Below are 13,721 nucleotides of genomic sequence, written 5' to 3' on the forward strand. Positions count from 1 at the left end.
GCTGGAAAATTCCAGCAAACGGCTCATTCATCCCCCCATTATTCATATGGGAGATGAATGAGCCGTCCTTCTATTCACTTTCTATTCACTTTCCCCTTTCTTGTTGATTTCTCTGATGTTTCATGATAAAGAGTTGTAAGGGGGGAAATGGAATAAATGGGTGAAAACAATAAATTGGGATAATTTATTGCAGAAGATTTTGTGAGCAAGATGCTACTCAATCAAACGTTTACGGCAAGAGGCTATTGGAGGGATCTATGGCGTCTAATCATCGTTTGAAACAGGTGCGCGAACTACGAGGTTGGTCGCAGGCAAAGGTTGCTGAACAAATCGGTACAGACGCAACAACTGTGAGCCGCTGGGAACGTGGACTCTTTTCGCCCACTCCGTATTTTCGCGAGAAACTCTGCGTACTTTTCGACCAGAATGCCGAGGAGTTGGGGCTACTGGAGAGTTCGCGTCGATTATGCGAGGAAGGATGTAGTGATCTACCTCTCCAACCGCCTGGTATTCTGTCCTCACCGCACGCACATGGGGAGCGGTCGAGAGAAGAAATTTGCGAGGAGGAGGCCGTTCCGCCCGTTGTGCCTTCCTGTACGTATATCGTTCATATACGTCCGGATCATAGGACGCTAGGTATTGCGCTGGCCCTGCTTGTTATCTCAGCCTTTTTTCTAGGGGGCTTTTCCTTCAAAGAGATGTATCCCCTCGTTTCACCCTCATCCTCAGGCGTTCATGCTTTTTTGCCCACCCAGGAAAACGTAAGCACCAAGGGAAGGGTGCCTGATAGATCAAGTAACCGTACAATACCACTCTTGACATCTACACCGTCCCCTGTCCCATCTCCTACGCCTGCGATATCTTCTGTCTCCGTGATACCCTCATCTTCCTCTCTCGAAGCCGAGGCCGATCCCAGGAATTTAACTCCTCAGGAGTGTAGTCTGGAAACACTTGGCTACAGATGCGATGTGAAACTCTGGTTCTATACCAACGGACAGGGGGCATCTTCCTGGATCTGGAAAACTGGCCCCGCGACGCTCCCAGTACAGTTTACCCCGCTTCAGGGAACAGGTCAGCCAGGGCAACCGTGCCAGTTGACACTCTATATCCGTAGCACGCCGGGCCAGCGTGGCCAACTGACATTTACAATTACTTCCTCGGTCGGTAACGCTACCGCGATGGTAACCTGGCAGGGATAGAACGTGTGGGCTTTCTTTGGAGGGGTCCTACGCCTCGCGAGGGTATGGCTCACCCACTACGGTCCTCGCCGAGGCATCTCTCTGGAGGATGCAACGATAACAACGGATCGGCTCGTTTCGGTGTTGGTTTGATTATTCAACACTGAAACGAGCCGATCCGTTTTGTTTCACCCCTGTTGTCTTGCTCCTTGCTCCACGCGGGTAGCCAGAAAAATCAGGGATGACTCATAGTTCGCGATCTGACCGCTTACCAGGCGGAGGGGGGCGGAGGGGGAACGACCGGCGGCCGATCGTTGCAGGTGATTGTGTTCGGTAGCTCCCACGGCGCGAGCCAGGGACCGGTGGTCCCGCTTCCGGTGTTGCCGCCGAGGTCGGTCACTTGGAACTCTGAACCCGCCGACGTGAAGTGGAAGGAGCCGCAGTTGTTGATGCCGACGGCCCCGACGTTGCGCGCGATGACGTTTTGGAACGTCGCGTTTCCGGAGGAACGCGCACTCAGCACTGATGTGCCTGTTCCATCAACGTGGATGTCCTGGAAATGGACGTTCGAGATGGAGTAGAGATCCTTCACTGGGAAGTCGGAAACCATCAGGATCGCGTTATACGTGTTCTGCAGGAAGTTGTCACCAGTAACCTCGATGTCCGCCGTGAGAGAGCCTTCGAGTGCGTAGAGCCAGATCGCTCCAAGGCCAATCTGCCAATTGAGCTCGAACGAGCCGGCCCGCACGGTCGTGTTGTTCGTGAACCGGAGGTAGCCGGCGAACGGGGTCGAGCCGAAGCGCGATCCCGCGTGGAGGCCGCTGCCCTCGCGCACGGGGTCGGCGACGATGTTACTCGACACAGTGTTGTTGTGGCCGCCGTAGATGGCGATTCCGTTTGCGAGCACCGGGTTCTGCACCGTGTTGTGATCGAACACGTTGTTGGTGTCTTCGATTCCGGGCTGCCCGTCAACCGCTTGCGACCACATCGCGAGTCCGTCATCACCCGTATTGCGAATGAGCGAATTGACGATTCTCGAGTTTGTCACTCCCTGGTGGAAGTTGATGCCGTCCGCGATCTGGTCCGCGATGACCGTGTTCTTGACCTCTACGTTGTTCATCGGCCCATCGAGCCAGATGCCAACTTTCGTGTGATGGATGTAGAGGCCATCGATCGTCGAGTCGTTTAGCGCCCCGCCGATACCGTTCACCTGATCGGTGTCGATTCGCTCTCGGACGTCGCCCTCTATTGCGAAGTTCGACAGGTGTACATTGTGGCTCCCGCCATCGGCTGCGTACTTGCCGTAGAAACCGACGCCCGTGTGCATGGAGCCGTCGGGCGCCGGTGAGGTGAGCGTGACCTGATGGCCTTTGACGATCGACCACCAGCTGCCGGCGCCTTCGACAGTGACATTATCGACGATGATGTGCCTGTTCACCTGGAACGTGCCGGTCGGGATATAGACCATCTTACCTGAGGCTTTCGCCGCCTGAATCGCGCGATCGAACGCATCCGCGGAGTCGCGCATGCCGCTCGGGTCGGCGCCGAATTTGGTCACAGAGACGGAGCCCTTCGGTTGCGGCGTGGGATCGGCGATCTTCTGAAAGTCGACGAGGTCGATGACCGTCCACGCTGCATTCGAATCGGCAGGCATGGTCAGGCGGACGACGTCTCCCGCCTGGTAGGTGTTATGGAGCGGCAGGCGCTGCTCGTCGTAGAAGTGCATCGGCCTGAACGGTTTCGTTATGGTCGGTGGCGGTGTCGTAGAAGCCGGAACGCACGAGCACTCGGTGATCCACCAGTCCGGGTGTAGCAAGTCCGCATTCGGGTCGTTCGTGAACGGATATAGGTTGTAGAGCCATGAGTACTTCGAGGTCAGCGCGATCGTATGCGGATGCGTGTTCTCATGGCCGTTGTGGTCCACGCTCACGGTCAACGGGGCGTTGATTCCGCCGCCGGTCGGAGCGTCGGGGATTGCGTAGCGGATAGTCACCGCGTTCGTCCGTTGCGTGAGCGTGAACGCGACGGACTGGCCAGGCGTGAGCCGCACGGCTTGCCGGCCTGATGCCTCGCTCGACAGCGTGTAAGCCGACGTGTCGAACGGGAGTATCGTCCCGTTCGTCGTGGCGTTCTCGGCCTCCTGCTGGACGATACCGAGCTGGGCGCCGCGTCCTGCGACGAGCGACGGGTCGATTGCGGCGACGGTCACGCGCGGGGAAGTCGCGGCTCTTACAGCCGCGTGGGGAAAAGGTACCACCAGACTGACGGCGCTTACCAGCATAAGCAAGGCAACAAGTCCCGCCAGCCTCTTTTTGCGCCTCGTGCGCACAATGTCTTGCATAAAATATATTCCTTTCCGCTTATTCCATTAAGGCCCTGGAAGTATATCCTGCTGGGTATTGATCCTCCTTTCATCCAAAAATGTGGGCTTTGCAAAGCCGCTTTTGTAAAAAAGAGCACGTATGTTGGTTGAATCAATTCCTAGAATTGCGACAAATAATAATGTAGTTCTTATGTCATGTCGTAAGCATGTCAAATACCACCCTTCAACATGAACATGCTCGAAAAATAGATCGTGTAAGTTATACGCCTAGAAGGACAGGGAGAAAACGAGCCGTGATATGGGTGGTGAGTTCGCATAAAATGCTGTGGCTTAAAGTGTTCCCTGGCTTCTGGCACGCCGCAAAGGCATCAGCTTCATAGCTTCAAAAGACCTCCTCACAGATAGTTTCTTTGTCAAACCTCGACAAAAGAATAAAAGGAGCCAGAGAAAGAGTTATTGCTCAAATGGGAGAGGACATACGAATCGCAAACGCTCCCATTACGCAGAACGGCTATCTCCTGGCAGATCTTTCAGTCAAAGAGACAACTGTAATGCTCGTCATTGTTCTGCTCTCATTCATAGAGAAAAAGGGGTAACGTTTACTCTTCCTTATAGAGAAAAGTAACATAGAAAAACATCATTGTCAAGAAAGCGAGGGCGTTTCTCTTTCTGTTTTCTAAGATTGAGCAGTCATGTCTGACTAAAATCGAATATCAGGCCAGGTTACTTGGCATTTTAGATCACTTTGCATCCCTATCTGGAAAAGCGAATTAGGTGAACGTTTACCTAAAAAGCATATAATCTCCCTCACCTTAGAATGCCCCTGAGGGTGCCATCCTACTATACGGGAAGTGTAGGTGGACCTTGGTATAGAGGTCTAGACATATTGACATTTGGGAAGGAGGGTAGGTATATTTTGTAGAGCGCTAGTATTGTGTAGGAATGCTGATAGAGGCGCTATACATACCTGGAAAAGACAAATACATTAGGAGGATTGAATGTGTCTTAATGCAACCCTCATCGGGGAGAAGGGGGGTCCCATGCTATCGATGGATTAATGATGTTTAGCCAACCCGCATTATGGGGAAGGAGCCTGTTGCATTTGTTTGTGTCCGACCGACAAAAGTATCAAGGAGGATTATATGTTCTGGTCGACCTTTATGCGCAAAGTACCTGTACAAGTACTTCATATTACCGTGATCTGTATTGTTATCGTAAGTAGTGTCTTTGCCCTCTTCTTGAGTACGTATCAGGCGCATGCTGCTGGCGAAACGGTCAGCGTGTGGCTCACCACCGGCGATCTGAGCACACATCTTGCGCAACAATCTAATCTCACGTTTTCCTCTAGCAACACTTCTGGAAATGTGATCACCGTCAACGAGAATCAGACCTATCAACAGATGGATGGCTTTGGAGCCTCTTTTACAGACTCCTCGGCGTGGCTTGTCTACAACAAGATGAGCAGTAGCCAGCGTTCTACGTTGATGAATAATCTCTTTAGTAGCAGTAGCGGCATTGGTCTGAATTTCCTCCGCCAGCCTATAGGCGCTTCAGATCTCACGCGGCCAGCTCCTGCCGTGGGTGAGTATTCGTATGATGACATGCCCAGTGGACAGACCGATCCGACGCTGGCGCACTTCTCCATTGCCCACGATTCCGCCTACATCATTCCAGTGCTCCAACAGGCGTTGCAGATCAACCCCGCTCTCAAGATTATGGGTACGCCCTGGAGTCCTCCTGGCTGGATGAAGTCGACTGGCTCGATGGAGGGTGGCACACTCAACACGAGCGCCTATAGTGCCTATGCCAACTACTTCGTCAAGTACATTCAGGCATATCAGGCACAGGGACTGCCCATCTATGCCATTACACCGCAAAATGAGCCTCTCTATGTGCCCAATGGCTATCCTGGGATGTCTTTTCCGGCGAGCGATGAGACCAACTTTATCAAAACTAACCTGGGGCCGGCCTTTGCCAGTAACGGCATTACAACGAAAATCCTGGGCTACGATCACAACTGGGATCAACCAGGTTATCCTACCACTATTCTGAGTGACTCAACCTCCAACCCCTATACCGCTGGTACCGCCTGGCACTGTTATGGTGGTACCGTCGATGCGCAGACGTCGGTACATAACTCGTTCCCCAACAAAGATACCTGGGAAACCGAATGTTCTGGTGGATCATGGGAAAATAGCAATGGTTTCCCCAACACGATGTCACTGCTGATCGGCGTTGTGCGCAATTGGGGCAAGTCGGTTGTCCGCTGGGGCATGGTGCTCGATCCCAATGGCCAGCCGAACCTCGGTACAGGTGCGGCCTGCTCCACCTGTCGCGGCGTTGTCAGCGTGGATCAGAACAATGGCAACGTCACGTATAACGGAGATTACTACGGTCTGGGGCAGGCCAGCAAGTTCGTCACCCCTGGTGCCTACCATATTGATTCCAGCGCTGGCAGCAATGGCATTCAGAATGTCGCCTTCAAGAATCCCGATGGAACCAAAGTACTGGTTGCCTATAATTCCGCATCCAGCAGCCAGACCTTCAATGTGCAGTGGGGCGGGGAATCGTTTGCCTATACGCTGCCAGCAGGTGCGGCTGTAACCTTTAAATGGAGTGGAACACAAACGGGTGGTGGTTCTGGAGCTCCGGTGGGCCATACCATCTGGCTCAAAACAACGAACAATAACAACTATGTGAGCGCCCGAACTGACCAAAGCAATACGCCCCTGGATGCAAACGTGACCCAGGTGCAGGCCTGGGAAGAGTTTGATGTGATTGATGCTGGCAATGGACTCATCGCTTTGAGGGCGCACGCGAATAACAACTATGTGAGTGCCCGCAAAGATCAAACCAATTCGCCGCTGGAGGCAATTGCTACGCAGGTACAGGCCTGGGAAGAGTTCATGTGGCTTCCACAGAGCAATGGGACGGTCGCCTTGCAAGCCGTGGCCAATAACAATTATGTGAGCGCCCGAACTGACCAAAGCAATACGCCTCTGGATGCAAATGTGACCCAGGTACAGGGCTGGGAGCAATTCACGTGGGGACAGGTGTCGTAGTAAAGCAAGGTTGTGCGATTGAGTAGGTGCGATGTATGTTGTTGCTAGAGACGACTCTCAGAGACCCGCTCTTTTGGTAGCACAAAAAGGATCTGGCAGAACACTTCTGCCAGATCCTTGCATGAGCGATACTGGGCGTGTCGCGCTGTGCTGCTTTTGCCTAACTGGTCCCAAGCTTGGGAAGATGTCCTTTTTCTTGTAACTATTCAGATGAGTGGCGTAAAAGTATTATTTCATGCAAAAACGGCAATCTTTATTGCCTTGTTATGCGCTGGATACGTGAATTGTTATGATAAGCCTGATTGGTCTCGTAAGTGTAAGGAGATAACACCAGCGGGTGGGATAGCGAGACGATGGATCCCGGCAGTGAGATGTAACGTTTCGGAACGTACGAGATGACCCTGGCAGTCAAAGGTTTTCACTGCGCGCTCACCTGTATCAGTGGATAGTTCAAGAATGAGTCGTTGTTCAAGGGTGCCATTGACAATAAGCAGGTGGGCAGGAACCTCGCCGATAGGTTTAAGGACAGTATCCAGGTAGGCCGCGATCACCTGTTTCGTAGGAGTAGAGGCGAGTACAACAGGGTAAGAAGATTCGGGATTGAGGGGCATCAACCTGCCATCTAGAAGCACACCGCGATGTTCACGCCAGAACGAGAGCCAGAAGCGCACAATGTTGCGGTGTGACTCAGGCAGCTGATCGAGCAAGATCGAGATTTGAGGTACCGAGAAAAGAATATTGATGAACTGTAAGGCGACCATCTCAGGAGTTTCATCTTTATGCCACATCAGCATATCGGAGTGAGCAGCCGTCGAGCCGCAGAGTAAGCGAATATCCAGAGTGCGTACACGGTTCGTCACAAACTCATAAGGGCAGTCACCGGCGCGAAACATATTGCCATATTTACGCATCAGAGGGCCAACATAGGATTGGCGGAACTCGATCAAGATATCTGGCTTGAGGGCGCGCAGGCGTGTCGTGATATCGGTAAGCAAGCGATCGACAGCTTTGTTTACCGAGAGTTCATCCTGACCTGGTTGTAAGGAAGCAGGTTCATTGTCGGAGGGGCGGAAGCTATCCACAAAGTCCAATTTGAAGCCATCGAGGTCCCATTCGCGAACCGCCTGTTCGTAAAGCTGGATCAAATATTCGCGCACTTCGGGGTAGCGTGGATCGACAACCCCCGTACTCATCAGACCGGGCATTGTGTAGAGTAAGCGATCTTTAAAGCGTTCCCAGGCCTGGCTATACATCCCAATAAAAGGGACCGAGTACCAGAGAATATATTTCATACCTAGCTTGTGTACGCGGTCAACATGGGCACGCATATCTGGCATTTTTTCGAGCGCCACCTGCCAGTCGCCACAATAGGCATAGCCACGAGCATTATCCGTCGTTTGCCAGCCATCATCCACAATCACTGACTCGCAGCCAAGCGTTTTAGAGATGCGGCACTGCTCTTCAACATTTTCCGGAGTCAGGGCCTGATGAATACTATACCATGTAGAGTACATCGGTAAGCGAGCCTGTTCGGGGACGGGTTGGGGGGTATAGTCGGGTTGTGTTGCCCACCAGTGCTGGACATCCGCGAGCGCCTCATAGTAAGGGATTGCCCGAGTATCGAAGCGTAGCGTCGCCTCATAACTGGCTAGGAAAGGAGAAGATTCTTGGAAGAGATGGAGGGCACAGTGGAGCATGCCCGTTTCCTCGTTCACACCAACGCGTACTTCAACTGTTTCCAGCGCATCAGAGAATGCAAAGGTCAGGCGATTCTCATTTTGAGCGTTCAGGAGAGAACTGACCGGCATCTGTGAAGTCACCTTTGCTTTATAGCCGCGTATCCAATCGGGCAACAGTGTTTTATTGCGGTCGCTTGCAGGGTGCCAGTGGGTATAAATATCGTGGATGGGGAGTTCCCAGCGCAGTTTGACTTGTGGCAGGTAGTTCGCGGTCTGGGAGTTTGATAGAAGGTGTAAATGAATGAGGTGCACACCATTCGTGAGAGTAGTGGTGGTCAGGGATGCTGTAAAGTGTTCTCCGACATCCTCGACGCGGAAATGGTGGGCGTCCATGCGCAATGCTGGCATTGTTGAGATCTCCATTGTTCTGCTTTCTTTTCAGTACGCCACAACTTGTGTATAAGTGTCAGGTTTTAGCGCGGGGAGCTCTCAGTTGCCGCCAAGCACGTGGGCCTTGAGCCATGCGTTGCGAAACGCGCCGCGCGGGTCGAGCCGCTCCACCAAACGGACAAAGTCGGAATGGCGTTGATAGAGCGGAGCAATTGCCGCTGCATTCGCATAGAAGAACTTGCCCCAATGCGGGCGCGCCTCGAACGGGGTCAGAGCGTCCTCGATCTGGATGACCATCTCCTGGACTGCGTCTGGCTCGCGCTTCCAAGTGAAGTGGATGCCAACGCAGTCTTCCTCGTAGTTCATACTCATCCACAGCCGATCCGCGGCCACCCGGCGAATCTCGCTCACCTGTAGGAGTGGTTGGATCCTGTCTGCGAGGGCGCGTAGAGTTTCTATAGCCGCGAAGGCGTGCCGCCGGGGGATGAGATACTCCGACTGGATTTCCTGGCCGCTGCTGGGCGTGTAGCCCATGCGGAAATGCGGTAAGCGGTTGGACCAGAGACCAGGCCGCCCCAACTGCGGTGTACAAGGGGTCGGATCGAGTCCAACGATCGGATGCCGATCAACCGTTGCGGCAATCGCGCCGAAGAGGTCACCCTCCACCTGGTCGGGTTCATCCATCCGGCTCTTGACCCAGACCTGATCGTTCGTCTGGCCCCAGCGGGTAAAGATGCTGACGCTGTAGCCGCACGAGGTAATCTCATCGAAGTGGTCGAAGAGTGCCTTCCAACTGAGCCCCTCATACACCTGCTGTTTCATCTCGTAGGCCGGCTGCACATCCAGGGTGATTCGGGTGACCACGCCAAGCGCGCCAAGTCCGACCACCAGGCCGTCGAAGTCGGGATCGCCTCTGGATGCCTTGATGATCTCACCGCTGGAGGTCACCATCTCCAGCCCGGCGACCGCAGTCGCGAGGTTGCCACAGGTGACGCCTGAGCCATGCGCCGCCGTCGCTACGGCACCAGCGACGGAGATGTGGGGAAGCGAGGCAAGGGTGTGCAAGGCCACTCCCTCGTCGTTCAATGTCTTGATCAGATTGCCGTATGTCATCCCCCCGCCTAAGGAGACCGTATGTGCTTCATGCTCGACGAGCACATCAGCAGGCAGATCCTCGAGCGAGATCAGCTCCGATGCGTCGGCGATGCCGTTGAACGAGTGCCGCGAGCCCAACACATGCACGTTGGCCGCCTTGGCGACGATCTGCTGCACTTGTTCAATCGTCCGCGGTCGGTGCAGCTTCTGTGCCTGGTACGTGTAGGTGCCAGCCCAGTTTCTTTCCGGCACAGATATCTCAGTCATTGCCTTCCTTCTTCCTACATTCCCGACCTCCAAGCCTGACGAGGAGGAGAACGGGCTTCTTTGGGGAAACAACACCTCGTGTCTTCCGCATTGTACCACGAGAAATTGGGTAGTGTCTGGCGTTGGATTATAAGTCAATAACCCCATGCATAAATGCAGGGGCTTGCCCACATCCTAGGACTGGGCTTCAGGGCTGATTGACAGCAGCCCACTACCCCGAAAGGCAGTATAGCGGTTGCGAATGTTTACCGCCGCATTCACATCAGCATGGTCCCTGTGACCACAGTGAGGGCAGGAGAAGGCATGACGTTTGCGCACCCCACGCAAACCACAGCGAGAACAATTCTTACTCGTGTAGGCAGGATTCACCTGAGTCACACTCAGCCCACATTCCTGGGCTTTGTTCTCCACACAGGTACGAATGAGGTGCCGTTGCCACAGCGACATTCGACGTCGAAGTGCCTTGCCTTTGAGCGTGCCCTTCTCTGGTTTGGGCAGATGCAAGTCCTCAAAGACAAGCACGGCATTCTCAGGGGCAAAGGTGATCAGTTGCCTGGCTGTTTGTTGGGCAAAGGTGCGGGTACGATTGCGTTGGGTGCGACCTAACCGTTTGAGAAGACGCCGAATACTGCGTGTATCCTTCTTCTCTGCCTTACGGATCGCATGTTTGCGCTGGAGGCGAGCGCGGGTCTTGGCGGTACGTCGATTCTTGACTTTGACGTCTTTCCCACTCACAAAGAGGGTGCGCCCATCGGGGTCAACGGCGACAAGGGCATTGGTTTCATTGAGGTCAATGCCTACTGGGAGAATCCCTTGAGGCTCTGGGGCGTCAAGGGTAAGCGTCACACGCCCAATGAGCTTGCCATGGCGCTTGATAACGGTGAGGCTATCAATCTCAATGGCTTTCATAAAGGTCGTCTCAAAGTCTTGAGGGAGCGTATACGTGAGGTGTTTCCGTCCTGCTACCGTCCAGAGAGAAAGGGTGCCATCTTTGCGAAAGTCAGCGTCACGCCCACGCTTGCCGACCAGGAACAACGCACGAGCCTTCTTGAAGAGAAAGGGGCGTTGTGCAGGTTTCTTGTTGGATTTGGCGCTGGCATAGGCAGCGGAGACAAGACGAATAGCAGAGATCGTCATTTGTGCCGAGAGCGAACCTTTCACCTGATGGTAACACGCCCGTTGCAACGCGAGAGCACCAAGAGGTTTCCCACCATTGAAACACGGTTCAGAGAGGGCATGTTGCACCTCCCGAAACACATCAATGGTGTGCTCAAGGTCGCTGTCAGGCTCTATGACGATGGGAACGGTTCGTTGTATCTGCATACACCCATTTTACCACTAAACAACAGTAGTGTCAATTTCGCATGTGGTATCTGCGGCAATTCCTCCCTACGGCTCAAGCCGAGGGCACCCTTGCCGCAATCCTGGTGGTTAAAAATCCCCTGCCACGCCACCGCCAAGATTATCGCGCCCATCTCCGTAGCGTATCTGCTGACCTCCCGATGGAGGTTGAGTGACTGCAAGGCGTCCACCCAATCCGAGGAGTCGCCTGATGAAACCAATGATGGACCCAAGAGCGACGAGAACTGCGATCCCACCCAAGAGCATTAGGAGCATTCCCCCATTACCAGAACTTGCACTAGAGCGGCTTTGCAGAGAGGTTTCCAGAGATTGAATGGCCGCAAGCGTCGCTGAAGTGAAATGATTGCCGACAGCCGCGTTTTTGAAAGCCTGCCCAGCAGCGGTATATTGCGACTTTGACAACGGAACTTGGGAACCACCAACTACCGTGAAGTAGTGATGCGCGGCGTCAATGGCAATCACGATCAACCGTTTGCTGGTCAGATGAGCGCTGACCGTGCGTTGCACAAAGTCAGACGCCGTTCCGCTGAACGTGCTGGTAGTATAGACGTCGAGTGGGTAGGCGAGCTTTGATCCCTCATATATCACTTGCTGGACATTGAGTACTTCTACTGGATCGCTGACGTGGACGGTATCCGCCTGCGCTGGTAACGAGGAAGCAAAGAACAGACAACAGGCGGCGATCATAGCAAGCAAACTCAAGCTCAGGTGGCGCGCTCGCCATAGAAGATGCTTTTTTATCATGATTTTCTCCTAGGGTTAGATCTGCATTGCATACGCGAAACGCTCAAAAGCAATGTATTAAAAATCAGAGGTTATGCGGGTGCGACGCCCCTACATATTACAGAAAATGCTTTACAGCCTCTGCTACGGTACCTCCATTAGCGAACCAGCCAGACCTGCACGGTGTGATCGGCGCTGGCAGAAGCGATATACTGACCGTCAGGGGACCAGGTAATGGAGTAAACATAATCATGATGGCCGCTATACGTGAATACATTACCCCCAGTGGTCGCGTCCCAGACTTGCACTGTCTTGTCGTAGCTGGCAGTGGCAATGTGCTTGCCATCAGGCGACCAGGCGACGCTGCTCACGCTCGCGTGGTGTCCCCGGTAGGTAAACACCATCTGGCCAGTGCTGGTATCCCAAATCTGAGCGGTCTCATCAACGCTGCCCGAAACAATGCGTTTGCCATCAGGCGACCAGGCAACCGCGTAAATCTTGTCGGTATGCCCCTTATAGGTGAGGATCGCTTTACCACTTGTGGCATTCCAGATCTGGATGGTGCCATCAAAGCTCCCGGAAGCCAGCTTCTTTCCATCGGGCGACCAGGCGATACTACTCACTGTATCACTATGTCCCTGATAGGTAAGCACATGAGCGCCAGTCATGGCGTTCCAGATCTGCACGGTTTTGTCATAACTGGCAGAAGCAATATATTTTCCGTCAGGCGACCAGGCAAGGGAGAGGATGACATCCTGATGCCCTTTATAGGTAGCGATTTTCTGCTTGCCAACAACTTGAATGACATCCACATCATTGCTATTTCCGCCAGCGGCGATATATTTCCCATCGGGCGACCAGGCAATCGCATTCATGACGGTATAACTGGCATAGGTCATCTGTTTTTTGCCAGTCACGGCATCCCAAACCTGCGCCGAATCGTCGCCAAGTCCGCCTGCGGAGACGATTCGTTTCCCATCAGGGGACCAGGCAACCTGCCAGACCACTGATGAATGTCCTGTGTAGCTATAGGGATTGATATGGAGGGGTACAATAGTCGGGGTCAGAGTGGAAGAGTTCTGGACACCGTTGCCAGCGTGCGACTGGAGACGGGGCAAGATCAGGAAAAAAAAACTTCCTCCAAGAAGAGCCAGCAAGACAAACGCGCTGATGCTTCCAATAAACCATAGAGACCGACGCTGTGGCGCCTGAACATTTTGGTGATTGTCATATGGCTGCTGGCCTCCCATAGGGAGAGGGGGCGGAGCATATGCCGCGTTATAATGCTCACTATAGGGTTTTCCGCAATTATGACAAAATGCTTCATGCGTGGCGAGGGCTGTTCCACATGCAGAACAGATACGCCTGGCTGCTTGATACATACAGCTGTCCTTTCATAATGTTGTTCTTACCGGCAACAAAGCCTCTTCTTTTCGCAATCAAACTTGTAATTGCATGCTGTACCTTCTCAACGGGTTCTTTATACACTGCCAATCGTAGGTTGTAGAAGCCGTAGCTCTTGCGTATGGGGAGAGTATACAGGGGGAAACAGCCTTTACGCATCTGTAATATAACCGGTATTTGGAGCCAGGTTTTGTTTCACGATGAGGCGAAAAATGGGACCTACCCGGTAAAATTACCA

Annotated in this window: 9 protein-coding genes; 3 read left to right on the forward strand and 6 right to left on the reverse strand. The window is 53.4% G+C overall.

Annotated features, from left to right (window positions below):
- Positions 1 to 257 precede the first annotated feature (257 nt).
- Positions 258 to 1,199 carry a helix-turn-helix transcriptional regulator gene (locus KTE_RS22370; RefSeq protein WP_201384814.1) on the forward strand — a complete coding sequence of 314 codons (942 nt, stop codon included), beginning with the start codon at positions 258 to 260 and terminating at the stop codon, positions 1,197 to 1,199.
- A gap of 247 nt (positions 1,200 to 1,446) precedes the next feature.
- Here KTE_RS22370 and KTE_RS22375 read toward each other — a convergent pair whose 3' ends face one another.
- Complete coding sequence (locus KTE_RS22375; RefSeq protein WP_201384816.1) at positions 1,447 to 3,519, reverse strand: glycosyl hydrolase family 28-related protein; 2,073 nt, start codon at positions 3,517 to 3,519, stop codon at positions 1,447 to 1,449.
- Positions 3,520 to 3,965: 446 nt separating this feature from the next.
- On the opposite strand from KTE_RS22375, the gene KTE_RS48930 reads away from it, so the two are divergent.
- Both KTE_RS48930 and KTE_RS22380 read left to right on the forward strand, forming a co-directional pair.
- Positions 3,966 to 4,097 carry a hypothetical protein gene (locus tag KTE_RS48930; protein WP_255552925.1) on the forward strand — a complete coding sequence of 44 codons (132 nt, stop codon included), beginning with the start codon at positions 3,966 to 3,968 and terminating at the stop codon, positions 4,095 to 4,097.
- A gap of 546 nt (positions 4,098 to 4,643) precedes the next feature.
- Positions 4,644 to 6,563 carry a glycoside hydrolase family 30 beta sandwich domain-containing protein gene (locus KTE_RS22380; RefSeq protein ID WP_201384818.1) on the forward strand — a complete coding sequence of 640 codons (1,920 nt, stop codon included), beginning with the start codon at positions 4,644 to 4,646 and terminating at the stop codon, positions 6,561 to 6,563.
- Between the two features lie 287 nt (positions 6,564 to 6,850).
- Here KTE_RS22380 and KTE_RS22385 read toward each other — a convergent pair whose 3' ends face one another.
- The 5 genes from KTE_RS22385 to KTE_RS22405 form a co-directional block, all read right to left on the reverse strand.
- Positions 6,851 to 8,665 (reverse strand): glycoside hydrolase family 36 protein, encoded by a 1,815-nt coding sequence (locus KTE_RS22385; protein ID WP_236600518.1) that lies wholly within the window; start codon positions 8,663 to 8,665, stop codon positions 6,851 to 6,853.
- A 66-nt stretch (positions 8,666 to 8,731) separates the two neighbouring features.
- Positions 8,732 to 9,994, reverse strand: coding sequence for a D-arabinono-1,4-lactone oxidase (locus KTE_RS22390; RefSeq protein ID WP_201384820.1), 1,263 nt, complete (start codon positions 9,992 to 9,994; stop codon positions 8,732 to 8,734).
- A 174-nt stretch (positions 9,995 to 10,168) separates the two neighbouring features.
- A complete protein-coding gene (locus KTE_RS22395) occupies positions 10,169 to 11,317 on the reverse strand; it encodes an RNA-guided endonuclease TnpB family protein (protein WP_201384822.1) in 1,149 nt (382 codons plus the stop codon).
- A 108-nt stretch (positions 11,318 to 11,425) separates the two neighbouring features.
- Positions 11,426 to 12,100 carry a hypothetical protein gene (locus KTE_RS22400; protein ID WP_201384824.1) on the reverse strand — a complete coding sequence of 225 codons (675 nt, stop codon included), beginning with the start codon at positions 12,098 to 12,100 and terminating at the stop codon, positions 11,426 to 11,428.
- A gap of 137 nt (positions 12,101 to 12,237) precedes the next feature.
- Positions 12,238 to 13,461: a WD40 repeat domain-containing protein gene (locus KTE_RS22405; RefSeq protein WP_201384826.1), complete on the reverse strand. Its 1,224-nt coding sequence runs from the start codon at positions 13,459 to 13,461 to the stop codon at positions 12,238 to 12,240.
- Between the last annotated feature and the right edge of the window lie 260 nt (positions 13,462 to 13,721).

Source organism: Ktedonobacter sp. SOSP1-85, assembly GCF_016587415.1.
Classification (GTDB): domain Bacteria; phylum Chloroflexota; class Ktedonobacteria; order Ktedonobacterales; family Ktedonobacteraceae; genus Ktedonobacter.